The organism is Saprospiraceae bacterium (assembly GCA_016713025.1).
In the GTDB taxonomy this organism is placed as follows: domain Bacteria; phylum Bacteroidota; class Bacteroidia; order Chitinophagales; family Saprospiraceae; genus OLB9.
On sequence record JADJPZ010000004.1, the window covers coordinates 2,237,928 to 2,263,191 of the forward strand.

Genomic DNA, 25,264 nt, shown 5'->3' on the forward strand with positions numbered 1-25,264 from the left:
ATATGAGCTTTAGATTTATATTGGTTTTTTTCATTTGGGGTCTTGTCATTTTTTTACCATCCTGCAATGATGATGAGGAGGATCAAGATTTGATGGCCATACAATACAGACCGGAACCTTACCCTGTCGTATTACCAAAACACTTTCCTCCATTAAATACAAATGCCGGTAATCCTTTGACAAAACAAGGAGTTCAGTTGGGCCGCCACCTTTTTTACGATCCGATTTTATCTGCAGACAGTTCTATGTCATGTGCTTCATGCCATTTGCCCCAACATGCATTTACAGATGCAAAAGCTGTCAGTACGGGTATAGATGGTATCGCAGGTACGAGAAGTTCTATGAGCCTCATCAATATTGGATTTGTTCAGTCAGGGTTGTTCTGGGATGGCAGATCAAAAACACTGGAAGAACAAGCCCTCCTGCCGGTAGAAGATCCTATAGAAATGCACAATACCTGGCCCAATGTCATAAAAAAATTAAAGTCACACTCTGTCTACCCCAAGCTCTTTCGGGCAGCATTTGGTATAGAAAAGAGCTCACAAATCACCAAAGAACTTGCAGCAAGAGCCATTGCACAGTTTGAGAGAATCATCATCTCCAAAGACTCTAAATGGGACAAGATACAAGAAGGTAAAGCTTTGTTTACAGACTTAGAGCTCATAGGTCAGGGATTATTTTTTGATGAAGATCCTGATTTGCCGGATGCTGAGTGTGGACATTGTCACAACACACCATTGGCTACATCTGATGACTTTTTCAATAATGGCCTGCAACAAACTTCCACACTCGACGGATTTCCTGATCCTGGCAGAGGCAAGGTCACGGGATCAAGAGCTGATAATGGAAAATTCCGTGCTCCTACATTGCGAAATATCAGTGCCACAGCACCATACATGCACGATGGCAGGTTCAAGACACTGGATGAAGTCCTCGCTCACTACAATTCCGGAGGTAAAAGTTCACCCAATGCTGACCCTTTGTTACATCCGCTGAAGTTGGATGCATTTTACCTGAAGGCCCTGAAAGCATACATTGAAACCTTCAATGATACGCTGATCTACCAAAACCCCGATCTCAAAAATCCATTTAAATAAAAAATAATCAGCTATACATTTGGTAGGTTAATAAAAAACAACTACCTTTGCAGTCCGTTATAAAAAACACAATTTTTTTATGATGTCATGGACGCGGGATGGAGCAGTTGGTAGCTCGTTGGGCTCATAACCCAAAGGTCGTAGGTTCGAGTCCTGCTCCCGCTACAAATAGAAAGGTAACTGATTGTTTTTCAGTTACCTTTTTTTATTGGTTGCCGTTTTGGTTGTCGTTTAAGAGTAGATAAATGATCACTCTTTATCAAAAAATCTTCTGAAGAAGTTTAATTTTCCCTAATTTTTGAACTTTGATTAAATCTAATTCGTTGTAGAAATTAATAAAAGTGTTAGATTTGATATTAATAAACGACTCATGTAGAATAAATTTCTATGATGAACAAGATGAAATTGTAAAAATTGTTAAAATAGATGATATAAAAGGAAAAATACATATTCCTAGAGCTTTGACTAATGACAGTATATTATTAATAAAAAGAAAATTGTCTCAAAGCAATAAAGCAAAAATACTCTAATATTCCTTATAGATGGTCTTGATATTGCAACCTTCACATAAAAAACTCTGAGATCTGCCCCGTTTGAGTTTAACGGCAATTTTGAACAGGTCGAAGTCATATTGACCTAAACTTTTAAACGGGCTGCATTGTGATTTACATTTTCGTCTTTCTTATCTTCATAAATATCAATTTCCCAAGTTACTAAGTTACTAAAATATCGCGACATGCGTTCGTTTTTCGAAATAAACATTAAAACGCGTTTATATTTTATCCACATCGTCTGTTTTTTATAAAAAAGAATTAGCTTGATCTTGAAGAGCAGCTTATTATTGTTATTCCGGACATTCCTGCCATATTCACAAAAGTCATATACTAAAAATATAAATATTTATTTTTGTCAAAAACTATTGTTTAAATTTAAAAATCCATTATCTTTGCAGCCTGTTAGGAAAGAGAAGATGACGATCTTCCTGTATACTTTTTGTAAAGTATTGACTTACAGAGATATAAGAAGGTTCAACCATTTGGCTTCGTAGCTTAATTGGATAGAGTCCCTGACTACGGATCAGGAGGTTGAAGGTTCGAATCCTTCCGAAGTCACCATAAACCAAATTCAAAAAATACGGAAATTCCGTAAGTTTTTAAGATTTTAAAATAGATCACAATGTCAAGAGTTTGCCAATTAACAGGTAAAAGACCCATGAAAGGTCACAAAGTTTCTCACTCAAATGTCAAAACCAACAGGAGGTTTTTACCAAATCTGTTCAAAAAGCGTTTTTTTATGCCTGAAACAGGTGAGTGGGTGACACTTAAAGTATGTTCTACAGCATTGCGTACCATAGACAAAAAAGGTCTGTATGCATACCTTAAAGAACTGAAGTATTCAGGTGTAAACACAGGTGTAAAAATCTGATTTTAATTGAAAAAATAAAGTAATCAAGGAGAGTCATGGCAAAAAAAGCAAAAGGAAACAGAATTCAGATCATTCTGGAATGCACAGAGCACAAAACTAGTGGTATGCCTGGTACATCAAGGTATGTCACTGAAAAAAACAGAAAAAACAATCCTGACAGATTGGAAATCAAAAAATTTAATCCGGTATTAAAGAAATATACACTTCACAAAGAAATTAAATAATCATGGCAAAAGTATCTAAAAACGCAAGAGTTGCTCAAAGGGCTGCCAATGCAGGCTCGGGTAGAGATCACGTGAAGGTGGTAAAATCTATCAAAGACCCTGTTTCCGGTAAGTATTCTTACAAAGAGTCCATCATACACAAGGACAAGGTTAAAGAGTTTTTTGAAGAAAGTAAATAATCAGCCAGGCTGATATAAAGTAATAAGGGTTTTTCTTTTTATACAGAAGGGAAACCCTTTTTGTATTTTGTCACTTTTGTAACTATTTAGGTATGATCAATTTCAATCAAAAAATGTTAATTTTCCGTGATATTTCAGCTCTTTTTGAGTTAATCCGCCATGGCGGATTAACTCAAAAAGTAGCTTCATCTGACGAAAAATTAACTGATTTTTGTGATTTGAAAGCATATACCTATATAATTACATAAAAACAATAATTTATAATGACCAGCTTTGCAAATTTTATTATGACACCGTAAATGATTTTTAATGAGTTTTTTTAGCAAGTTTTTTTCTAAAGATAAAGAGCAGGACCTTAATAAAGGCCTTGAGAAAACAAAAGAGAGTTTTTTCTCCCAAATAACAAAGGCTGTAGCCGGCAAATCTAAAGTTGACTTAGAGTTTTTGGATGAACTGGAAAGAATCCTGATATCTGCGGATGTAGGTCTGGAGACCACAGTCAAAATTATCGACAGGCTGGAACAGAAAGTAGCTGTCGACAAATACCTCAACACTGAACAGCACAATTCGATCCTAAACAATGTCATAGTCAGTATTCTGGACGAAAACAACACGAAAGATATCGAAGACTATGACCTTCCAGTAGACACAATGCCATTTGTCATCATGGTAGTCGGGGTCAATGGTGTAGGCAAAACTACAACCATCGGTAAACTATCACACCAGTACAAAAAACGCGGAAAAAATGTCGTACTCGGTGCAGGAGACACTTTCAGGGCTGCCGCAGTGGACCAACTCAAGATATGGGCAGAACGAAGTGGTGCTCAGTTTTTTTCAAAGGGCATGAACACTGATCCTGCTGCTGTGGCATATGAGACCACCCAATATGCTGTAAATAATAATTCGGATGTAGCCATCATAGATACAGCAGGAAGGCTACATACTAAAAAACAACTGATGGAGGAATTGACCAAAATCAAAAAATCTATAGAAAAAAAATTGCCAGGGGCACCACATGAAGTACTTTTGGTCCTGGATGCTACTACCGGCCAGAATGCCATAGAACAAGCCAAACACTTTACTGCCGCCACCAATGTAACAGCCATTGCGCTTACTAAACTGGATGGATCGGCAAAAGGTGGTGTTGTCCTCGGCATTTCTGATCAATTTAAGATTCCTATCAAATACATTGGAGTTGGTGAAGGTGTCGAACAACTGCAGGTTTTCAATAGAAAAGCATTTGTTGACATGCTTTTTGCCTGATTTTCGAAAATTTCATTTATCTTTAAGCTAGAAAGATTGCATTTTGGCATCAAAGGACAAATTAAAAATTTCTTTAAAATATGCAAAGTATCAAGGTACCTTACTTACCCTGATGTTTTTATATTGTACTATTTGTATGCAGCTTCATGCTCAAAGGTTGCCTGATTTTGGCCGAAGCGGTGGCCAACGTTCAGGATCCCCGCAGCCGCAAACTCAGGATACCGGTCCGGACAGCACTGTTTATAATTATGTCTATTTAGCAGATGTCTATACAACATTTAAGCGAACTGATACTATGGCAGATGTGACATTTATGCACAGTAATATGCTTTTAAACAGATCCGGAGATTACATCAACACAGGAAATTTCGGATCTTCGGCTTATCCGCTTTTGTTCAGCCCAAATACCAATACCAACTTCTATACAGGATACAATCAATACAAAATATATCACATCACTGCTGACAATTTCAGATTTTATGAGCAAAACCGCCCACTTTCAGATTTATACTTTTCGCAGGTAGGTAATCAGGAAAACATCAATGTGCGTGCAGATTTCTCCCGCAACTTCAGTGATGGTCTATCTTTGAGTCTCAATTATGCACGGATATCTCAAAAGGGATTTTTTGCCGGCCAAGAGGTCAAAAATACAGCTTTTGGTATAGGATTAAGATATAAATCAACATCCGGAAAATACAATGCCATCGCACTTATCACCCACAATGCCAACGAAGAATCACACATAGGAGGGATAACCAAGCCAGAAGAATTAAAAAATGAATTTAACAAAGACCTGACGGTAATCCTCTCACAGGCACGGACAAGAAACCAGGAAAAAGAATATGCCTTCATACAATTCCTGAAACTGACCGGAAAACACAAATCGGGCTTTAATCTTTATCTAAAAAATGATCTGATATTCAGACCTTCCTACTATAAATATTCAGACACCGGTATCAGTGATGCCAATGATACTCTATTCTATAAAGGTATCAACATCGATGACAGAGGATTGCGAAGATATCTTGATATAAATCATGTTTCCAATGGTTTTTCGATCAATGGTGAAAAAATCGGTGGTATCAAGGGAAGGTTAGGTCTGCTGACTGACTATTTCAAAATCAATGATGGAACCACATCCTTCGGACGTCTGGATCTGACAGCTACTTTCAATGGCATAGTACCTTTGTGGCGTACTATCTTTATTGAAACAAACGGAAGATTAGGTTTGGGAAAAAACATCGGTAACTTTGATTTTGGTGGTAAGCTCAAAATAAATGTAAAAAAAATAGGAACATTAAATGGTAAACTCAGATTTTTCAGATCCGAAAATCCATATAATATCAACAGATTAGCCATCAATAATGTACTACAATTTGAAAACAATTTTTCAAAACCCTTTGGTACAGAATTTGGTGGCGATATGTTTATAAAATCTCTGAATCTCAAAGTTGATGTTTCGCAAACTGTGATCAACAATCCGGTATACTTTAATAAGGATGGAAAGCCTGCTCAGTCAAGTGAAGTATTTTCGGCATCCAGATTGTCCCTCACCCATCGGTTAAGAGTTGGGCATTTTCATCTGGATAATGCGGGACATGCTCAACTATTCAGTACTGATCTGTATGGACTTCCTACTTTATACTCTACACATCAGCTATATTATAGTGGCGCCTGGTTTAAAAAAGAAATGCATGTCAACACTGGTTTTGATGTAAGGCTGATTCCTGATTACAATGGGCCTGGGTTCCATCCACTGTATGGAAATTTTCATGTTACTGATAAAAATCTTGGATTTTTTCCTGCTGCCCATTTCTTTTTTCTGGCCAGAATCAGCACTTTCAGAGTGATGCTGCTGATGGAAAATATATCACAACCTATCATCGATGACCATAACTTTGATGTAATAGGGCACCCACAAAATGAAATGAAACTCAGATTTGGGATACAATGGTTGCTGAAGGATTAAACCGTCTATTTCTTGCGTTTAATTTCAAAAGAATTCAGAAATTTATCCATATCCTGATTCAGACTCTTTTCTGATATAGTATATACCTGGAGGGCATAAAATCTGTCACCGGCCAATATCATCCTTGATTTGGCTACAGCCTTATTTTTATTGTATGAAACCCGATACATCATGCCCGGATAAGAATAATAACCCGCAGTAGTTTTGTAGACCAATTCGCCCTTGAGATCCTGGATGTGGGTATCCATACTGACTTTAAAAAACTCGTCAATCAATGCTGTGCTGTCAGGATGAAAAGATCCATCAGGATAGTCCACATAAGAGATAGAATATATGTAATTGGACTCCTTTTCAGCACCTTGGTACACCCACGTTACCGGATGCATCTCCCCTACTTCCGTCAATAGTTTTTTCTCTCCTTGTTTCATTATGCCGGGACATGCAATTTCGAATGGCTGTCCCGGAGGAGAAAATTTCACCCATGCCTGTGCATCAAGTGTTACCGACACAAAAGGAATCAATAAAAAAAAGCATACTAATTGCTTCATGATTTGAAATCAGAATTTTTAAGAATAACGTACAAATGTGCTGAGTTGTCTATAAAAAACTGAATTTTATGATTTAATTAGCTATCAAATTAATTATTATTGCACTTCAATAGAAGTATTAATGACTATGACATTTCAATTGTGCAAAAGTGAGGATGACTTGCGGCAGATTTTGGCTCTACAGCTCTTAAACCTGAGACACACTCAAAGTGATGAGGTGGAAGCCGAACAGGGTTTTGTCACTGTACAACATAATTTGCCTCTACTCGCTGAGATGAATTCAAAAGCAGCACATGTCATAGCAAAAGATGGCGATAAAGTGGTGGGCTATGCGCTTGCAATGACTCGGGAATTCCATCACAAAATCCCTTTATTGGAGCCTATGTTTGACTTACTCGACAGTCTTATAGTAGATGGATCAAAAGTGGGAGATGGAAATTATATCGTTATGGGTCAGATATGTATCGACTATCACTACAGAGGCAAAGGTGTTTTTCAGGGTATGTATGAGAAATACTTTGAAGTCTATAAACCATTATATCAAAATGTGATTACAGAGATAGCTGCGAGAAATACCAGATCGCTACGAGCGCATCTTAATGTTGGTTTCAGAGAGATTTATCGGTATGACGAACCTGGTATGGAGGATTGGATTGTAGTGATTTATTGACGTGATGTACATAATGTCTTAACGCCTTCATTATAGCGAATTTAACATCTTAACAAAAATTAGATTTTATGAAATACTGGATAGTTTTATTATTACTAACATCAGGAAACATATATAGCCAATCGATCAAAAATGATGATGCTCTTTTAATAAAAGCTAATAAACTGGCGCAAAAATTTATTATCGCAGATGGACATGTAGACCTGCCTTACAGACTCAAAGTGACCAACTTTAAACTTCAAAAAGAATATCTTGGTATTCCCTATCAGTCAAATTCGGGAGATTTTGACTATCTAAGGGCAAAAAAAGGCGGTCTTGATGCGCCATTTATGTCGATATACATACCAGCCAGTACTCAATTAGATGGCGGAGCAAAAGAGCTTGCAGATAGTCTCATCAATATGGTCAACTATATAGCTCAAAATCAGCCACAGTATTTCAGTATTGCATTTAGCCCCAAAGATGTTAAAAAAGCTAAAAAACAAGGAAAAATAGCCTTGCCTATGGGTATGGAAAATGGTGCTCCTGTAGAAAATGACTTAACACTCATACCCTATTTCAAAAAAAGGGGCATTTCATACATCACACTTACACACTCAAAAGACAATAAGATATGTGATTCGTCCTACGACACTACCAGAACCTGGAGAGGCCTCAGTCCTTATGGGTATAAGGTGCTCGACGAAATGCAAAAATCAGGTATCATGGTAGATATTTCTCATGTATCGGACAGTACATTCTATCAGACCTTAAGATATGTCAAAGTGCCCGTGATTGCGTCACACTCCAGTTGCAGGAAATTTACCCCGGGATTTGAAAGAAATATGGATGATGATATGATCAAAATGTTGCCAAAGAATGGCGGAGTCATTATGGTCAATTTCGGTACATCTTTTTTCGATAACAACATTGGGAAACGGAATGACAGCCTGCGGAACATCTATTTGACTCAACTCTCAGAAAAAGGTTGGAAAGATGGCTCAGAAGAAGCAAAAATGTTTGCTGAAACGTTTCAGAAACAACATCCAAAACTATATGCTGATGTCGAAACAGTAGCAGATCATATAGACCACATAGTAGCTCTTGCCGGTGTAGATTATGTTGGATTCGGGTCGGATTTTGATGGTGTGGGTGATTCCTTACCCACGGGATTGAAAGATGTGAGTCAATACCCAAATCTGATATATGTGCTCCTGAAAAGAGGATACTCAGAAAAAGATATCAAAAAAATGTGTAGCGGAAACTTGTTCAGAGTGTGGAGTAAAGTACTTAAAAGTAAAGGATAAGATACAAGTAGTTTTTTAAAAAAAATGAGACCGGTCTAATTCCCCTTGAACCGGTCTCGAGTAACAATTTGCTTAAGTATTCCTTAAATAAATCTGAACTGGACTATATAGAACCAATACCGTGCCAAAAATCAGATAAAATGAAATAAATTCCACTATTTTAATATTAATTTTATACTTTATGTATATCTAATTGACTATTATAAAATTACATTTTATAATATTGTTTAATGTATAAAAGGACCGAAATAGTTTATTCAATTTTAGAAATCCTCTTATTGACTACTATACCCAGGATGATAGACATAATGCAATAAGAAGTAAAAAATAAGGCACCCGGAGATAGTGATGAATTATTGATAGTTTCTACAGCAAAACCTCCCTTATTGTTTTCAATAGCTTGTAATTGAGAATTAAGGATACCATAAAATCCTATATATGCCATAAACAATGCGACCACAAATACGTCTGCCATACTCCATTTGCCCAAGTAAAAAATAATATTTTGTACCCATCTGTTATCACGTATTTGGGAGCTGAAAAGATATAAAACAGTAAGTATCAGTTTGACGAATGGAAATAACACGCTGAAACAAAGCACCATATACCCTACTATTTTCAGATCTATGCCACCACTACTTATCAGGGTTTCTGTCACATCAAGGATAGATTTACTTTGGTAATAGATATATTGTTTGTCAAAACCTATTGTTGTCCCGATAATGTTGATTTCAAAAGCATTCAGCAAAGCTTCAAGATCTATCATAGGCAATGACACACCCAATATCAGCATCACTACCGAAATAAATGTCATGGATGTGATATTAGAAAGGTAACCGTTATACATGAACAATGCCCAGAATAACAGAAAACCTGCAATTCCAATCCAAAAAACAAACTGAACATCTTTTTCGATATCACTTTTTATCACACTGATTTTTTCGTTCAATAATTCAGTTGCTGCTTTCTGTTCAGTCACACCATACTTTGAATATATCATTTCTCTAGGGTCATTTATAGTAGTGGAATCCGTATCAGTCAATATCTTTTTGAGTTCATTTCGCATGATATCCCTCAATTGTGGCTCTTGTTTTTTCAATTCGTCAGCAAGCTGAACAGCCATGCCCGGGATGTATCGTTTTATTTCCAGATTTTTAATCTGCGGAGCTGTATTATCCTTTATCAGTTTCAGAAATACTTTATTTACACTAGGATTTTTTTCTGCATCGGCAAAAATGTTGGTGAATATTTTACCACTTTCGATATATTCTTTATTGATTCCGTGCAGATATTTTTCAAGTTCTTTTTCTACCTGACTGTAAGCTTTTTCTGAAATTTCGAATTGCCCAATTCTGTTTTCAAATACCCGCATTGCTTCTTTTTTCCATAATTGCATATTAAAAAGCCCATAATTGACCCTATTGATTTCAGCCAGATCTTCCTTGAGTATGTGCAAAGCAGCATATGAACGAATCAAAGAGCCGCCATTTCGGAAAGCTAACATACCCAAAATTGCTAATAAAAAATAAACAAAATATTTCATAAAGGAGCGAATTGTCAAAGATTGTTATCTGTAATATTGAAATTGTCTTGATTTTCTGGCAGAATTTAATACCGAATTTATGTAGTATACTTAACTCAATATAAAGAAAAATGTTACACTCATCGTGGATTATTGCCGGATGAATATTTGTTTTCTATCGAAAAAGGTACTTCCATCCAGCAATAACCTGCGCATTAAATAAAATTAGAGAAACAGTACCACAATATGTAACCAAACAAATTTGTAATAAAAATTAGACATGACGATGACACTTGGAACATTTTGATGTTTTAAAGGGTAAATCATCAAATATTATTATACAATTGCAAATGTAATAACCCTAAGTAATAAATCGTTTATGATAAGGAGTAAACGTATCCAGCTTCAGTAAACATTGTTTTAAATAAATGCACTTAGGGTGAAATTAATTCAAATCGTTATAAGAATATATAAATCTGTTATATATCAGAAAAATTTTTAAATAAGTTGCGATAAATTCGGTTTTATGAGATACATTCTGTTAATTATATCCTTACAGTGGAATATTCCTATCTTTTCACAGGCATTTCCTGAAAGGCATTCAACCAACCTGTCTGATAGTTGGCTATCATGCCAGACAACAGCAAATCCAAATCCTGCAAGAAGCACCAGTCATTGGATCATGTACAATTTAGGTGATACATATAGCCTGAACAAATCTACCATCTGGAACCTGAATGTTCCTGAAAGAATCAATTCGTATGATAATCAGGCATGGAGCATTTCCAGATTGCCTGGCAGGACAGAGGACGGAATGAAAGACATCATAATTGCTATTTCTATCAATGGTACTACCTGGACAGAATGGGGAAGATTTACGATTCCCAAGGCTCCTGCTTCGGGATTTTACCAGGGAGTTTCGGGTCCGGATTTCCTTGGAAAAATAGCAAAATATATTTTAATTACCGGGGTTTCCAATCACGGGGGATCTTGTTATGGACTTAGTGAGATAAAATTTAATGGCACTGTAGCGACTGTCAATAGTATCCCTGATATTTTGGAAGGAGTGACTATGTCAGCATCTCCAAATCCATTTACCCAACAGACTGTGATCCTCCTTACCGGCCTTCCACCCGGAGAAATCTCAGTAGATATTTCAGACATTACCGGAAGACAAGTCAAAAGTTTTTTACATCAGGTTAAAAACATTACTGAGGAACTTATAGTACAAAGAGATGGACTACCATCTGGGCTATACACATTCAAAGTAATAAAAAATGATAGGGTAAAAACCATCAAAATACAAATACTATGATTTATAATATTTCAATATTTAATACAAAATTTTCTGTCAGGGTGGCTCCTGAAATTCAAAAAGGGGGGATAACCTTTATGCTGATAACTGCACTTACAGCTTTGCAAGGGCAGCAATACAAAGACTATATAGGCGCTGGCCACAATGTAGGAGTAAAAATCACAGCCAGTAGTCAATCAAACGGAACTACTGCGGCAAAAACAATGGATGCTTCAGGTCTTGAAGCAAAAATATTGGACGCATCAAGATTTCTCGGTCAGGCTACCTTTGGTGCCACAAATGGTCTCATAGATAGTGTTGCTTCTATGGGATATGAAGCCTGGATAGACAACCAATTTACCAAACCACCTCAGAGAATACTTCCTGAACTAACCAATATATGGAGACAAATTCATTCACTTGATAGTACTGCCTTTGGACCATATTCTTTGCATTTTAATTATGCCTGGTGGCAGACAAATATGACTAATCAGGATCTCCTGAGACAAAAAGTAGCTTATGCTCTCAGCCAGATTCTGGTCACATCTATCAATAGTGAATTGGGAACTTGGGGGGAGAGTGTTGCTTCGTATTATGATATTTTTATAAATCATGCTTTTGGCAATTACAAGGATATTCTACTTGCAGTAACAAAACATCCGGCAATGGGTTATTACCTCAGTCACCTCAATAACCACCCAGAAGACCCGGCAAACAATATACATCCTGATGAAAATTTTGCCAGAGAAATCATGCAACTGTTTACTATCGGCTTGTATCAACTCCGTCAGGATGGCACCAGAATGCTTGATGGCAATGGAAAACCTATTCCCACTTATAACAATAATGATATCAAACAGTTAGCAAGGGTTTTTACCGGATTGGGAGGCAGTCAGGTACTGAATATGATGTTTTGTCCAACTCAACCTGAATTTGGAACAGACATGTATTGCCTCGAAAAAACAAGCCCTATGAGAATGTTTGGATGGGCGCATCAGTCCGGATCCAAGTCCTTTTTAGGACATAATATAGCAGGTAGCAGTAGTTATACAGATGCTACAGCTATGGCGGAAGTAGACAATGCAGTTACCTTTCTTTTTAACCACCCTAATACAGCTCCTTTTGTATCCTACAGACTTATCCAAAGACTTGTCAAATCCAATCCTTCACCAGCTTATATAGGAAGAGTTTCTGCAATATTCGCCAATAACGGTACGGGTGTCAGAGGTGATATGAAGGCAATCCTTAAGGCCATTTTATTGGACCCGGAGGCATCATCTTTGTCTGCGTACAGCGTACCATATGCATCCAAACTAAGAGAACCATTTACAAGATACACTCATATATCCAGGGCTTTTCAAACCCAATCTGATAAAAATCGGTATTGGAATAATGGTTTCAGCTATTTGAATGAAACCAGGCAGCATGTGATGGCATCTCCCACCGTATTTAATTTTTATCTACCTGACTTCGAGCCTGTAGGAGAGATGGATGAGTTAAATCTGGTAGCACCGGAATTTAAATTACACAATACTGCAACTGCTGTCGGATACATAAATTCAGTCCATGCCTGGATGTTTTGGAATTCTCTAATGTACAGCTGGGAAGGCTCAGATGAAAATCCTGATGGGGTCAGATTAGTCACCAATGATTTGCAGGCAATTTGTGATGATACTGAAGTATTGATCAACAGATTGGATAAGCTTTTGACTCATGGTCAACTTACAGATCAGACCCGCCAACTTATGAGAAATGCCCTTAATCCTATGTATTGGACCTGGGACACTGAATGGAGATATTGGCGCACCAGACTGGCTTTATACTTATTTATGATATCTCCGGATTACAATTGTGTAAAATAAAATGATCAACCATTAATTATCAGCATCTTATGGATAATACAAAAATGACAGCACAATCGATTACACGAAGAAAATTTATCGGACAGGCCAGTTGTGTGGCTATAGGTGCAACTACTGTTTTCTCTACTCTATTCAATTTAAAAACAATGAATGCAGCTGCTTCATTCAATTCTGCAGTGGCAGGATCGAATGATTATAAAGCTTTGGTTTGCTTGCTGAATGCTGGAGGTATGGACTCATATAACATGTTGGTACCCAGAAACAATGCTGCCTATAATGTATACAAAGCATCACGATCCAATATGGCTCTTAATCAAAATGTATTAAGGCCTATCAATCCTATCATAAGTGATGGAAATCAATATGGATTACATCCATCAATGGTCAGGATGCAAGCAATGTTTGAAGCCGGAAAACTTGCATTTATTTCCAATGTGGGTACACTTATCCACCCCATCACAAAGCAACAGTTTTATGCAGGATCCGTAGAGGTTCCTTTAGGCTTGTATTCTCACTCAGACCAGGTGATGCATTGGCAGACTGGTGTACCTCAGGCACGCGTAGCCAAAGGCTGGGGTGGCAAGATGGCGGACCTGATGATTTCTGCCAATCAAAATCAAAATGTATCTATGAATATTTCACTCTCCGGTACAAATATATTTCAGACCGGAGAAAATTCTGTAGAATATTCTCTACACCCGGAGTATGGAAGTGTTGGCATCCTTGATTACGATAATCAGGATTGGGTTTTTAATAAAATGAAAAGAGCGTCCATAGACGGTATGGTCAACCCATCGTATCAGGATGTATTCAAGAACACTTATAAGAAGACAATAAAGACTTCTATCGATGGAAATACCATCCTGTCAAAAGTGCTCGAAAGTTCACCTACATTTACTGTACCCTTCACGCAGGATAGTGACTTAGCCAGAAGTTTTGAAATGATAGCCAAAACCATTGCAGGACGCGTACCACTCCAAATGAAAAGACAAATTTTCTTTATAGAATACGGAGGCTGGGATCACCATGACGAATTACTTCAAAATCAGGCAGGTATGCTGGCTGAAGTAGATAATGCACTCTACCAGTTTAACGCTGCGCTCGAACAGTTAGGTGTGGCTGATAAAGTGACAACATTTTCACTATCAGAATTTTCAAGAACACTAACATCAAACGGAAATGGAACAGATCATGCATGGGGAGGCAATGTATTTATCATGGGAGGCGCTGTGAATGGAAAAAAAATCTACGGCCAATATCCTTCTTTGGCATTAGGAAATGCAAATCCGCTTGAAATTGGTGGCGGATCACTCATACCAACTACATCTGCAGATAAATATTTTGCCGAATTGGCACTTTGGTATGGTGTACCATCATCAGAACTTGTGACTTTATTTCCAAATATCGGAAATTTTTACAACCCCATGTCCGGGCAATATCCTATTGGATTTTTAAATTCATAGTTGATATCTAGTGAATTATTTTCTATCAAAACAACTTTTATGTTGAAGTTAATACACACTGATCTAGCTGCCATCAAATTTTTTTATTCAATTTGATTGGTAATTCTTTGCTTTATTTTTTGCATTTAGTCTTAAAAGTACTAATTTAGGTGAGAAATCAGCAGGTTTTTTAATTTGATTTATTAAACTTGATTTGTAACTATTCAGGTGTAAAAAGTATAAAAAATCATATGTAATAAATAGAAATATGTATATTTGTGCTTCACTTGAGAATGATAACAAAGAATTTCACTATAAAATTCAAAGTTATCGCAACCTTAGAGGACATATTAAAAGAATTGGAGCGGCTTCAATTGCGAGTTGCTTATCTTGAGAAAGAGTTAGCATTGCGTGATGAGAAGATCAAAAGTTTAGAGAATAGATTAAACTTAAATAGTACCAATAGTCATGTGGCACCATCCAAAGATCCCGTACAGATAAAGGCTTCAAAGCAAAGGAAGAAAGGTGGTAAAATAGGCGGACAAGATAATCACACTGGTAGTACCTTACACAAAAGTGATTTTGTTGACTATGTTAAGACGCATGTTCCTGATGAATGTGTATGCGGTCAAACCCTCCAAAATGTTTGCTCTGAGATCTTTGACACAAGACAGGAATACGATATAGAGATAAGGCATATAATAACAGAACATCAGCGCCATATCAAAGTCTGTCCTTGTTGCAAGCAAACCAATATTGGTAACTACCCGATGCATATAAAGAGTGAGACCCAATATGGCCCTGCGATCAAAGCATTTTGTACGATGTTAAATGTAGAGTATAAAGTTCCTTATGAGAAGGTAGCAAATTTAACAAACGATTTATTTGGTCTGCCGATATCTAAAGGTAGTGTGTGTAATTTCATCACAAAAGGTTCGACATACTTAAAGGACTTTGAAGAAGAAATTAAACAAGCCTTACTTAAATCATCCGTATTGCACGCGGACGAGACTGGCATAATAGTAGATGTTTTATTGCATTGGATGCATGTATTGAGCACAGATAAATATACCTATTTGAGAGTGCACGCAAAGAGGGGAAGTCAGTCATTTGATGAAGTGATTGAAAAATATAGAGGGAACCTAATACATGATTTTTTTAAGAGCTATTTTGGCCTAAGTTCATCAAAACACAATCCGTGTGGAGCACACATAACAAGAGAATTAGATTCATTAGTTGATTACCAATCACGATGGGCTCACAAATTTAAGGAACTTTACTATGAATTATTACACCAAGACCATCATCACAATCAGTCGATAAAGCAACAAATATTCCAGAGATATAAAACTATACTAAATGAAGGGAAATTAGAAGAGCCCGAACCTAAAAGATCAGGTAAAAGAGGTCGGATGAAAAAATCAAAAGGACTAAATTTAATCCTAAGGCTAGAAGAATATATGCACCAAGTACTGGAATTTGCGTTTAATCCAATGATTCCATTTACAAACAACCAAGCTGAGAGAGATTTAAGACATTGTAAGATAAAGCAAAAAGTATCCGGATGTTTTAGATCACTAAATGGCGCACAATGTTATGCAACTATCATGTCTGCAATCTCAACAATGAAAAAACAATCTTGCGATGTTTTTCAGTCATTAATCACACTATTCACATATGAAAATTTGACCTTAAGTCCTGAATAGTTACCTTGATTTTTTATTTTTTTCAAGCTAATTGTCCTAAAGACACCTTATTTTATTTCAATCTTTTTGTACTTTCGAAAAATGTATTAGTTTTAGGCAAAATTTGTTTCAAATCATCAGTTGTCCTAAAAATATGTATATGAGAGCTTCGTGGTTTTTTCCCTTGGTCGTTATGTCATTATTTCTTATTACGTCATGTAAATCAGGATCAGAAAAGGCAACAAATATCACCAAAACAGAAAATATGTCAAATTTCGAATTGCCTGAATGGGCTAAAAATGCCAATATTTACGAAGTCAATGTCAGGCAATACACACCTGAAGGCACTTTTAATTCATTTAAAAATCATCTGCCACGACTTAAAGAAATGGGTGTGGATATTTTGTGGTTTATGCCTATATTCCCGATAAGTGAGACCAAAAAGAAAGGGAGTCTTGGTAGCTATTATGCAGTATCAGATTTTAGAACAACCAACCCCAAGTTTGGAACTATAACTGAATTTAAGGCCGTAATCGATGAAGCACACCAGCTTGGTATGAAGGTGATCCTGGATTGGGTGCCCAATCATACAGGTTGGGATCATGTATGGATAAAAAATCATCCCGACTACTATACCAAAGACTCTACGGGTAACATCATAGATCCGCTCAATGAACATGGTCAATCTATGGGATGGACTGACGTTGCGGATCTGGATTATAATAATCAAAACATGAGAAAAAATGCTGTAGAAGACATGTTATTCTGGATCAGGGACTATAAAATCGATGGATTTCGGCATGATATGGCACTTTTAGTACCTTTGGATTTCTGGTTGGAAACAACTCATCAGCTCAAAGCAGCCAAACCGGACTTGTTTATGCTTGCTGAATCAGAAGTACATGACCATCTCAATCGAGACTGTTTTCATGCTATATATGGATGGAGTTTACATCACACACTCAATGATATAGCAAAAGGCAAAAAGAGAGCTTCGGCTATCGATGAGTGGTATCAACATGAAAGACCAAAAGCTCAGAAAGGATTGTATATGCATTTTATATCCAATCATGATGAGAATTCTTGGTCGGGCTCTGAGATAGAAAGAATGGGTGAAGCGCATAAAGCCTTTGCTGTCTTGGTCAATACCATTGATGGCATCCCGCTTACCTATAGCGGTCAGGAAGAACCGATGCCCAAGAGACTTGAATTTTTTGAAAAAGATGATATAGGTTTTAAGGATTATGCTTATGCTGATTTTTATAAAACCCTTAATAAACTCAAGCACGATAATCCTGCATTGTGGAATGCGGCGTATGGCGGCAAGTTACAGCGAATTATGCATGATGAAGATGTGTATGCATTTTTGAGAGAGAAAGATGGAAATAAAATATTCGTCATCATCAATCTCAGTAAACATAAACAATTTGTTATTTCTGATGTAAACATATCAGGTACTGAAGTTTTCAGCAATAGTAAAAAAGAAATCAAGGCCGGAGATAAAGTCGAACTTGCACCTTGGTCATATCTGGTAGTCAAATCATAATAATAAATAAAAACAAGCCACATGAAGAAGCCATTATTATCCAGTGCTGCCATATGGAATATGTCCGTTGGTTTTCTTGGTATACAGGCAGGTTTTGCGCTGCAAAATGCCAACGCATCCAGAATTTTACAAACTCTTGGTGCCGATACCCACCAATTAGGTTGGTTCTGGTTGGTTGCTCCCATTACTGGTATGTTGGTCCAACCCCTGATCGGGCATTATTCAGATAAAACCTGGACAAAATTGGGCCGCAGGAAGCCTTATTTCCTGGTAGGTGCGATCATGGCATCTATTGGTCTCATGCTTATGCCAAATGCCGGCTTATTTACTGCATTCCTACCTGCCTTATGGGTAGGAGCAGGTATGCTCATGATCATGGATGCATCATTTAATGTTGCCATGGAGCCATTCAGAGCATTGGTGGCAGATAAATTATCAACAGATCAAAGAACGGCAGGCTTTGCCATTCAAACAGTATTGATTGGTCTTGGAGCTGTGATAGGTTCATGGTTGCCAACTATACTGGTGGATTGGTTCGGAGTTTCAGGTACTGCTCCTGATGGTTCTGTTCCGGCTAATGTTATATATGCATTTGTAGCCGGAGCTTTGGTACTCTTAGCAGCTATACTCTGGACTATTTTTACGACATCAGAATACAGCCCGGAAGAGTTGGCGAATTTTGATGATGCCGGCGAAGAGCATGATAATATTTCTACTTCAAATGTCATCACAGCGATAGTGAATGATTTTAGCAAGATGCCTGAGGCGATGAAGCAATTGGGTTTAGTGCAGTTTTGCTCCTGGTTTGCACTTTTTGGTATGTGGGTATATAGTACCCCAGCCATCGCCGAGCATGTTTATGGACTTGCAGCCAATGATACGACTTCCCCTCTATATCAGGAGGCTGGTAATAAAGTAGGTTATATTTTTGGTATTTATAACTTAGTATCTGCCATTTATGCATTTTTACTCCCGTCCATAGCTGCAAAAATTGGAAGGAAATATACCCATTCTCTATCCTTGGTTGCTGGTGGTTTAGGACTCATTTCAATTTATTTTATTGGAAATCCCGATCATCTGGTATATTCGATGATAGGTGTTGGAATGGCTTGGGCAAGTATTCTGGCTATGCCTTATGCTATGTTGGCAGGATCAATTCCTGCTCACAAAATGGGAATATACATGGGGATTTTCAACTTTTTCATCACGATACCGCAAATTACTAATGGATTGTTTGGAGGCCCTATATTACACAATTTGTATGGAGATCATGCCATCTTTGCATTAGTGATGTCCGGTGTATTTATGATATTAGGTGCTTTAGCGTCCACATTTGTTAAGGATCACGATGACCCTGCATTGAAGAGATAATCAAAATTTTATACATTAAAAGTCAATGTCATTAACTTAAGAGAAATAATAGGCAAAGATATAGAAAAGTAATATATTTGCACTATCCTATAGTAATAGGGGAAGTATTAAATGTAACACCATTAATTGACAACCTTGACATAACTTTAAAACATATAGATCATGAGCACTTTAAATGCGAACATAAGGGCGACAAAACGTCCTTTACAAGGGATAGAGTGTTCACTATCAAGAACTTAATAATATTTTTCTTGACACAACTGCAACGATCGATACGGAGAGAGCTCTTGGATTTTATAGAAGCGATAAGAGAAAACCGGGCAGATTTGGCAGGAGTCAGTGCCGCAGCTTTTAGTAAAGCCCGAAAAAAGTTAAAATATACCGCGTTTGTTGAGTTGAACGACGTTTACGTAACTAATCACTATAGGCTATCTGAAAACGTCTTGATTTGGAAAGATCATCGTTTATTTGCAGTAGATGGCTCAACAGCTGAGGTACCCAACTCTAAGGAGATGATCAATCTATGGGGCACATTTAAGCAAAGAGAAGATGGGAAGAAGATATGTATGTCACGAGCAATTCAAGTTTTTGATGTGCTTAATAAATTGACTATAAAGAGTGATATCGATAGCATTAATAAATCAGAGAGTGAATTATTTTGGAAAATGTTGCCACAATTAGCCAACTATCCCAAGCTAGAAACTCATGTAGATTTATATATATTTGACAGATATTACGCTTCACATGAACTGATATTCTATCTAGATTCGATCAATAAAGAATTTTGTTTTCGCATGAAGAAAAACTGGTGGAAAGTATCGGAATCATTTTATAACAGTGGGGAAAAGAGTAGGATTGTAACATTAACATTGCCAGCAAAATATAAGGAAAGAGCCAATGAATTGGGTATCATTCATAGGTCCATCAAAGTTAGATTGGTAAGAATTGAGCTTGAAAGTGGAGAAACAGAAATACTACTTACCAGCTTAGTAGATGAGCAGGATGTGACCATAGAAGATCTTAAGGAGCTGTATGGGCTAAGGTGGCCTGTAGAAACCACTTATCGCCATTTAAAACATAAAGTCAAATTAGAAAACTTCAGCGGAAAATCAGAGAATGGTATAAAACAAGACTTCTTTGTCAAAATAATGATACTAAATATTGCCGTTTCAGTTGCCAATCCAGTAGATGATCTATTAAGGCAACAACCCAAAGAAAAATTTACTCATCAAGTAAATCTCACAAACGTCATAGGTGCATTAAAAAAGGGTGTCGTTGATTGGTTTATAAGAGGTAGAATAAAAGAATCAATCAATTCAATCATAGAATTCTTGCTTAAAACAACTGAACCTATAAGAAAAGGGCGAAAATTTCCACGACCTAAAATCCCCAAAACAAAATATCATAGAATTTATGCCCAGGTTTAGCCTTAAGTTAATGACATTGAATTAAAAGTAAGCTATTCAAATTTTTCTGATGCTCAAATTACTTCAAAAAACAAAAGGTTTATTTTTTAAATGGATGCTGCATACCCTCTTTTCTCTTTTAGAAAGACCCATGGCTACGTTTTCAAATATTATAAGGCTATCTAAATGGGTGCACCAGCATCATAATTTATCATTTAATGATTTCTATAGTTCGGAGCGGGTATGAGCTAAAAGGAATGAATTGTACAAATACATTATTACAAAGGAACAATTGCAAAAGATGGTTTTCGTTACCTGGAGTTTGGAGTTGCCAATGGAGGTTCTTTCCGATGGTGGGTTGACCAAATAAAATCTCAGGATGTAATATTTTATGGCTTTGATACATTCACAGGATTGCCTGAAGATGGGGGACATTTCAAAAAAGGAGATATGTCTAATGGAAATAATCCTCCTATTATCGACAATGATCAGCGTCATCATTTTTTTCAAGGACTTTTCCAACAAACTTTACCGGGATTTATATCTACTCATAGACATGATTTGAATAAAAGGCTTGTAATACACATGGACGCAGATCTGTTTTCGTCCACATTGTATGTACTGACATCTCTGGCACCATTTCTGAAATCAGGAGACATCATCATCTTCGATGAGTTTAATGTGCCAAATCACGAATTCCTTGCATTCGAATCTTTTATAAATTCATATTATTTCGAATATGAAGTATTAGGGGCAGTAAATAATTACTATAATCTGGCGGTAAAAATCAAATAAACTGATTTTAGGTAATTTTTGAAAGAAAATGGAAGAACTTTTCCTTAAAACAAACCGGTAACCTTTCCATCTATACTTATATCAATATGTTCCGCACTTGGTATGGATGGCAATCCCGGCATACGCATCACATCTCCCAGCAATGGTACCACAAATCCGGCTCCTGCAGCGTATTCAAATTCTCGCACTGTCACTTTAAATCCTGTGGGTCTTCCTGTTTTTTTCTCATCATCAGAAAAACTCAAAGGTGTTTTTGCCATACAAACCGGAAACTCATTAAAGCCAAGTTTGTTGATCAATGCCAGCTGAGTCCTGGCTTTTGAAGCATATTCCACTCCTTCTGCTCCATATATTTTTGTGGCGACTGTTTTTAGTTTATGTTCGATGGTATCACTCAGTTGGTAAAGTGGATGATAGTGGTTGACTCCCGCATCGATAAGGCGGACAACTGCTTCTGCAAGTGCGGCAGAACCTTTACCACCATCAGAAAAAGCAGTACTCACTACAGCATCGGATCCTTTTTCTGAACATAGATCTTTGACCAATTGCAATTCTGCCGCTGTGTCAGAAGGAAAGGCATTGATACACACTATAGGATTGATGCCAAAATGTTGGATATTTTCAATATGTTTTTCAAGATTACAAAATCCCTTTCGTACTGCTGTCAAATCTTCCTTTGCAAGACTATCTTTACTCGCTCCGCCATGATGTTTTAAGGCACGTACAGTTGCCACCACAATTACAGCATTGGGTTTTAGTCCTGATTTGGTGCACTTAATATGGAAAAACTTTTCAGCACCCAGATCAGCGCCAAATCCTGCTTCAGTGACTACATAATCACCCAGTGATAAACCCATACGTGTAGCTATGACCGTATTGGTTCCCTGAGCTATACTGGCAAAAGGTCCGCCGTGAAGTATTGCAGGGTTAGCTTCCAGAGTTTGGACAAGATTCGGTTTGATGGCATCTTTTAATAGAACTGTCATAGCTCCTACCGCTTTGATGTCTCTTGCAAAAACCGGATTGCCGTCATATGTCTGGCCAACATAGATATTTCCTATCCTCTTTTTAAGGTCTTCCAGATCAGAAGAAAGGCACAGAATGGCCATGATTTCAGAGGCCGGTGTGATATTGAATCCGTCCTCGCGCATGATGCCATTGGCTTTTCCACCTATACCGATGATGATTTGCCGGAGTGCTCTGTCATTCATATCCATCACTCTCTTCCATAGTATGGTGCGAGGATCCAGATTAAGTGAAAATTGTTTGTTCTGAATATTGTTATCGATCATGGCAGATAATAGATTATTTGCTTTTTCGACGGCGGAAAAATCACCTGTAAAATGCAAATTGATATCTTCCATAGGTATGACTTGTGCATAACCACCTCCTGCGGCACCTCCTTTCACACCGAATACAGGACCTAAAGATGGCTCCCTGAGTACTGCAATGGCTTTTTTTCCTATGTGATTTAATCCATCAGCAAGGCCGATAGCCATCGTGGTTTTGCCTTCACCATATTTTGTCGGCGACATGGCAGTGACCAAAATGAGCTTACCTTCGGGATTTTTTTTCTGTAAGGAGAGTGGTAATTTTGCCTTATATTTTCCATAATACTCTAGATCATCTTCTGCGATCTGAAGTTTGGAAGCTATCTCACGGATGTGACTGATGTGTGCGGATTGTGCGATCTGGATATCGCTGGGAAATGTGGACATATGTGTTCAATGATTAGATGGTGCAAATATGGTACATATCAAATGACTAAAATATGATTTTGGTTGGTGTGATGTTGATTTTCAGATGATGTTAATCAGTCTCCTTGCGTCCTCTTAATTGGGTGTATCCCATTTTTGCACTAAAATTGTTTAAACTGCCCACTACCCTCATTCCCAAGCATAGCTTGGCAGGCACTGAAGAGCTTGTCAAGCTTCGCTTGAGACGACCCACCCTTTAACTCTTAACTACTATGATAAAACACTAAATTGGAAACTTAAAATAAATTATACCTAAATATCTAAAATGAGATTCGTAGTGAGAGCTTCAAATACAAGAAAATAAGCACTTTTAGCGACAAATCATAGTCACCACTATGGTGCGAAGCTAAAGTGATCCCTCAGGAGGCTGATTTTGAAGTATTTGGAGGTCGTAATAGATTATCATTTTAGATTTTTAGGTTATATAATATAGTGCAATTTTGGGGTACACCCTTTTAATTTAACACCTCGTCTCCTTTTATTTTTTTTACTTACTGGTAACTCTACGTTATTTTCCTTTTTGCAAATAGTTTAAGCCCACGATACCTGTGATGATACATGCCACAAAAAACATCTCTGTGAAGGAAGTTTTGTCCTTAAACCAGATTATGCCAGCCATATAAACTAAAAAAGTACTGGTGCCAGCCCAAACTGCATTGGTATAACCCATAGGCAGATATTTTAAGGCCATAGCAAGAAGGAAAAACGTCGCAGCATAACACACTCCACCGGTCATTAAGTACCATTTGTGGGTGACGCCATCCGCCTTTTTCATGAGTATGATGGCTATGGTTTCAAAGATGATGGTCAGGATAAGAAATATATACCCTTTCATTTTTTTTGTTTCATTATTTTATGTAAGCAGTTAGTTTTCTCAACAATTCTCATTGATTTAAGTAATTTTTAATTAGACAATTTCTGGAAACAATCTATTCCTTTTGATTTCAACTGTTTCAGTTTTTTATCCATTTCAGATTTTGGGTATGATTGGGAAGACACTAATTTAAACAGAGTTTTTATATTCCCTTCATTTATAATGGTAGTTTCTTCCAAACATTTTTTTGCAACGTTGTTTTTGTGTTCCTTCGCTTTATTTAATGTTGCAAATGCACCAAATTGAATATAATACTCTCCTTTGATATGGGAAGTGCTGTTTTTTATGACTTCAGCATCTGATTTTTCTGAATGAACGATTTTATCGGCTACAGGAACTGGCTGGTTTACGGTTGTGGATGTAGTGTTGCCAGGTGCAGAAGTAGTGACTACAGGTGGTTCGGGTTTTACAACTTCTTCCGGGCTGGGAGATACTTCTACAGTTTTTTGCTGCTTACCTGAAGCGCTGACATCTATAGCACTATTTATAAACTCTTTGAACAGTGCGGTACCCATACCACCTTCATAACGACTGACTTCGTCGCCGTCATCATCCAGGATCAGGCAAGTAGGCAAGCTTTTGATATAATATTCACTTTTCCATTCTTTTGCAATAGATTTATCCATGCTGACAATGACGGCAATCAGGTTTTTGTCTACCATTTCAGAAACCAACTCATCCCTGAAAACTCCATTTTTCATCATTGTACAAGCCATACAGTTGTCAGATGAAAAAAAGACATACACTTTTTTGTTTTGTTCTCTGGCTCTTTTAAGAGATTCGGTAACTGTCAAACTGCTAAAATTGATACCGAACATCTGGATATATGAAAATGTCAAAAATGCTGACAAAACAATCACTTTCACTGCTTTCTGATTTTTAAACACTATTAAATATGATATGCTCATTTCTAAAGTTAATAAACTCTTTGGATACAAATTTTATTTTAACGGATACTAACTTCAAAGTTATGAGATTTTTATGAATTGTAAAAGATAGTATAGGACTTTTTCTTTTTCCTCAAGTCGGTGTTAAATATTTTAAGGTAA

At 37.1% G+C, this 25,264-nt stretch carries 21 protein-coding genes and 2 tRNA genes; 18 read left to right on the forward strand and 5 right to left on the reverse strand.

Going from position 1 to position 25,264, the window contains the following annotated elements:
- Positions 1-2: 2 nt before the first annotated feature.
- The 8 genes from IPK35_15840 (at position 3) to IPK35_15875 (ending at position 6,157) form a co-directional block, all read left to right on the forward strand.
- Entirely contained in the window at positions 3-1,097 is a 1,095-nt protein-coding gene (locus IPK35_15840; GenBank protein ID MBK8054689.1) for a cytochrome C peroxidase, read from the forward strand.
- Positions 1,098-1,189: 92 nt separating this feature from the next.
- Positions 1,190-1,262: transfer RNA gene (locus tag IPK35_15845), tRNA-Met, on the forward strand.
- An 873-nt stretch (positions 1,263-2,135) separates the two neighbouring features.
- A tRNA-Arg gene (locus IPK35_15850) sits at positions 2,136-2,212 on the forward strand.
- A gap of 61 nt (positions 2,213-2,273) precedes the next feature.
- Positions 2,274-2,522: a 50S ribosomal protein L28 gene (gene rpmB, locus IPK35_15855; GenBank protein MBK8054690.1), complete on the forward strand. Its 249-nt coding sequence runs from the start codon at positions 2,274-2,276 to the stop codon at positions 2,520-2,522.
- Between the two features lie 35 nt (positions 2,523-2,557).
- Positions 2,558-2,746, forward strand: coding sequence for a 50S ribosomal protein L33 (gene rpmG, locus IPK35_15860; GenBank protein ID MBK8054691.1), 189 nt, complete (start codon positions 2,558-2,560; stop codon positions 2,744-2,746).
- Between the two features lie 2 nt (positions 2,747-2,748).
- Positions 2,749-2,925, forward strand: a complete 177-nt coding sequence (locus tag IPK35_15865; GenBank protein ID MBK8054692.1) for a DUF4295 family protein — start codon at positions 2,749-2,751, stop codon at positions 2,923-2,925.
- 309 nt (positions 2,926-3,234) lie between these two features.
- Positions 3,235-4,188, forward strand: coding sequence for a signal recognition particle-docking protein FtsY (gene ftsY, locus IPK35_15870; protein MBK8054693.1), 954 nt, complete (start codon positions 3,235-3,237; stop codon positions 4,186-4,188).
- A 43-nt stretch (positions 4,189-4,231) separates the two neighbouring features.
- Complete coding sequence (locus tag IPK35_15875; GenBank protein ID MBK8054694.1) at positions 4,232-6,157, forward strand: hypothetical protein; 1,926 nt, start codon at positions 4,232-4,234, stop codon at positions 6,155-6,157.
- A gap of 5 nt (positions 6,158-6,162) precedes the next feature.
- Here the strand turns inward: IPK35_15875 and IPK35_15880 are convergent, their stop codons facing one another.
- The gene (locus tag IPK35_15880) at positions 6,163-6,705 is read right to left on the reverse strand and encodes a hypothetical protein (protein MBK8054695.1); all 543 of its coding nucleotides are present in this window, start codon (positions 6,703-6,705) and stop codon (positions 6,163-6,165) included.
- A 121-nt stretch (positions 6,706-6,826) separates the two neighbouring features.
- On the opposite strand from IPK35_15880, the gene IPK35_15885 reads away from it, so the two are divergent.
- The gene (locus IPK35_15885; GenBank protein MBK8054696.1) at positions 6,827-7,375 is read left to right on the forward strand and encodes a GNAT family N-acetyltransferase; all 549 of its coding nucleotides are present in this window, start codon (positions 6,827-6,829) and stop codon (positions 7,373-7,375) included.
- Between the two features lie 68 nt (positions 7,376-7,443).
- Positions 7,444-8,661, forward strand: a complete 1,218-nt coding sequence (locus IPK35_15890; protein ID MBK8054697.1) for a dipeptidase — start codon at positions 7,444-7,446, stop codon at positions 8,659-8,661.
- A 253-nt stretch (positions 8,662-8,914) separates the two neighbouring features.
- Here the strand turns inward: IPK35_15890 and IPK35_15895 are convergent, their stop codons facing one another.
- Positions 8,915-10,204 carry a paraquat-inducible protein A gene (locus IPK35_15895; GenBank protein MBK8054698.1) on the reverse strand — a complete coding sequence of 430 codons (1,290 nt, stop codon included), beginning with the start codon at positions 10,202-10,204 and terminating at the stop codon, positions 8,915-8,917.
- Positions 10,205-10,709: 505 nt separating this feature from the next.
- Here IPK35_15895 and IPK35_15900 point away from each other — a divergent pair.
- The 8 genes from IPK35_15900 to IPK35_15935 all read left to right on the forward strand — a co-directional run bounded on the left by IPK35_15900 (position 10,710) and on the right by IPK35_15935 (position 21,584).
- Positions 10,710-11,498, forward strand: a complete 789-nt coding sequence (locus IPK35_15900) for a T9SS type A sorting domain-containing protein (GenBank protein MBK8054699.1) — start codon at positions 10,710-10,712, stop codon at positions 11,496-11,498.
- Positions 11,495-13,339: a DUF1800 domain-containing protein gene (locus tag IPK35_15905; protein MBK8054700.1), complete on the forward strand. Its 1,845-nt coding sequence runs from the start codon at positions 11,495-11,497 to the stop codon at positions 13,337-13,339. The genes IPK35_15900 and IPK35_15905 overlap by 4 nt, the downstream gene beginning before the upstream one ends.
- A 44-nt stretch (positions 13,340-13,383) precedes the next feature.
- On the forward strand, positions 13,384-14,802 hold the full coding sequence (locus tag IPK35_15910; GenBank protein MBK8054701.1) for a DUF1501 domain-containing protein: 1,419 nt from the start codon (positions 13,384-13,386) through the stop codon (positions 14,800-14,802).
- Between the two features lie 272 nt (positions 14,803-15,074).
- The gene (locus IPK35_15915) at positions 15,075-16,487 is read left to right on the forward strand and encodes an IS66 family transposase (protein MBK8054702.1); all 1,413 of its coding nucleotides are present in this window, start codon (positions 15,075-15,077) and stop codon (positions 16,485-16,487) included.
- A 139-nt stretch (positions 16,488-16,626) separates the two neighbouring features.
- Entirely contained in the window at positions 16,627-18,012 is a 1,386-nt protein-coding gene (locus IPK35_15920; GenBank protein MBK8054703.1) for an alpha-amylase, read from the forward strand.
- 21 nt (positions 18,013-18,033) lie between these two features.
- Positions 18,034-19,383 (forward strand): MFS transporter, encoded by a 1,350-nt coding sequence (locus tag IPK35_15925; GenBank protein ID MBK8054704.1) that lies wholly within the window; start codon positions 18,034-18,036, stop codon positions 19,381-19,383.
- A 77-nt stretch (positions 19,384-19,460) separates the two neighbouring features.
- A complete protein-coding gene (locus tag IPK35_15930) occupies positions 19,461-20,810 on the forward strand; it encodes an IS4 family transposase (protein ID MBK8054705.1) in 1,350 nt (449 codons plus the stop codon).
- A 429-nt stretch (positions 20,811-21,239) separates the two neighbouring features.
- Positions 21,240-21,584, forward strand: coding sequence for a hypothetical protein (locus IPK35_15935; protein MBK8054706.1), 345 nt, complete (start codon positions 21,240-21,242; stop codon positions 21,582-21,584).
- Positions 21,585-21,628: 44 nt separating this feature from the next.
- Here the strand turns inward: IPK35_15935 and IPK35_15940 are convergent, their stop codons facing one another.
- The 3 genes from IPK35_15940 to IPK35_15950 form a co-directional block, all read right to left on the reverse strand.
- Positions 21,629-23,302 carry a formate--tetrahydrofolate ligase gene (locus IPK35_15940; GenBank protein ID MBK8054707.1) on the reverse strand — a complete coding sequence of 558 codons (1,674 nt, stop codon included), beginning with the start codon at positions 23,300-23,302 and terminating at the stop codon, positions 21,629-21,631.
- Between the two features lie 547 nt (positions 23,303-23,849).
- On the reverse strand, positions 23,850-24,176 hold the full coding sequence (locus IPK35_15945) for a multidrug efflux SMR transporter (GenBank protein MBK8054708.1): 327 nt from the start codon (positions 24,174-24,176) through the stop codon (positions 23,850-23,852).
- Between the two features lie 68 nt (positions 24,177-24,244).
- A complete protein-coding gene (locus IPK35_15950) occupies positions 24,245-25,123 on the reverse strand; it encodes a thioredoxin family protein (protein ID MBK8054709.1) in 879 nt (292 codons plus the stop codon).
- Positions 25,124-25,264 lie beyond the last annotated feature (141 nt).

Excerpts from the sequence above, each read along its gene's own strand:
- IPK35_15880 (MBK8054695.1), bottom strand. The coding sequence starts at position 6,705 with ATGAAGCAATTAGTATGCTTTTTTTTATTGATTCCTTTTGTGTCGGTA.
- IPK35_15865 (MBK8054692.1), top strand. The coding sequence starts at position 2,749 with ATGGCAAAAGTATCTAAAAACGCAAGAGTTGCTCAAAGGGCTGCCAAT.
- IPK35_15910 (MBK8054701.1), top strand. The coding sequence starts at position 13,384 with ATGACAGCACAATCGATTACACGAAGAAAATTTATCGGACAGGCCAGT.
- IPK35_15890 (MBK8054697.1), top strand. The coding sequence starts at position 7,444 with ATGAAATACTGGATAGTTTTATTATTACTAACATCAGGAAACATATAT.
- rpmG (MBK8054691.1), top strand. The coding sequence starts at position 2,558 with ATGGCAAAAAAAGCAAAAGGAAACAGAATTCAGATCATTCTGGAATGC.
- IPK35_15885 (MBK8054696.1), top strand. The coding sequence starts at position 6,827 with ATGACTATGACATTTCAATTGTGCAAAAGTGAGGATGACTTGCGGCAG.
- ftsY (MBK8054693.1), top strand. The coding sequence starts at position 3,235 with ATGAGTTTTTTTAGCAAGTTTTTTTCTAAAGATAAAGAGCAGGACCTT.
- IPK35_15940 (MBK8054707.1), bottom strand. The coding sequence starts at position 23,302 with ATGTCCACATTTCCCAGCGATATCCAGATCGCACAATCCGCACACATC.
- IPK35_15900 (MBK8054699.1), top strand. The coding sequence starts at position 10,710 with ATGAGATACATTCTGTTAATTATATCCTTACAGTGGAATATTCCTATC.
- IPK35_15945 (MBK8054708.1), bottom strand. The coding sequence starts at position 24,176 with ATGAAAGGGTATATATTTCTTATCCTGACCATCATCTTTGAAACCATA.
- IPK35_15950 (MBK8054709.1), bottom strand. The coding sequence starts at position 25,123 with ATGAGCATATCATATTTAATAGTGTTTAAAAATCAGAAAGCAGTGAAA.
- IPK35_15920 (MBK8054703.1), top strand. The coding sequence starts at position 16,627 with ATGAGAGCTTCGTGGTTTTTTCCCTTGGTCGTTATGTCATTATTTCTT.
- rpmB (MBK8054690.1), top strand. The coding sequence starts at position 2,274 with ATGTCAAGAGTTTGCCAATTAACAGGTAAAAGACCCATGAAAGGTCAC.
- IPK35_15925 (MBK8054704.1), top strand. The coding sequence starts at position 18,034 with ATGAAGAAGCCATTATTATCCAGTGCTGCCATATGGAATATGTCCGTT.
- IPK35_15935 (MBK8054706.1), top strand. The coding sequence starts at position 21,240 with ATGTCTAATGGAAATAATCCTCCTATTATCGACAATGATCAGCGTCAT.
- IPK35_15915 (MBK8054702.1), top strand. The coding sequence starts at position 15,075 with ATGATAACAAAGAATTTCACTATAAAATTCAAAGTTATCGCAACCTTA.
- IPK35_15895 (MBK8054698.1), bottom strand. The coding sequence starts at position 10,204 with ATGAAATATTTTGTTTATTTTTTATTAGCAATTTTGGGTATGTTAGCT.
- IPK35_15840 (MBK8054689.1), top strand. The coding sequence starts at position 3 with ATGAGCTTTAGATTTATATTGGTTTTTTTCATTTGGGGTCTTGTCATT.
- IPK35_15905 (MBK8054700.1), top strand. The coding sequence starts at position 11,495 with ATGATTTATAATATTTCAATATTTAATACAAAATTTTCTGTCAGGGTG.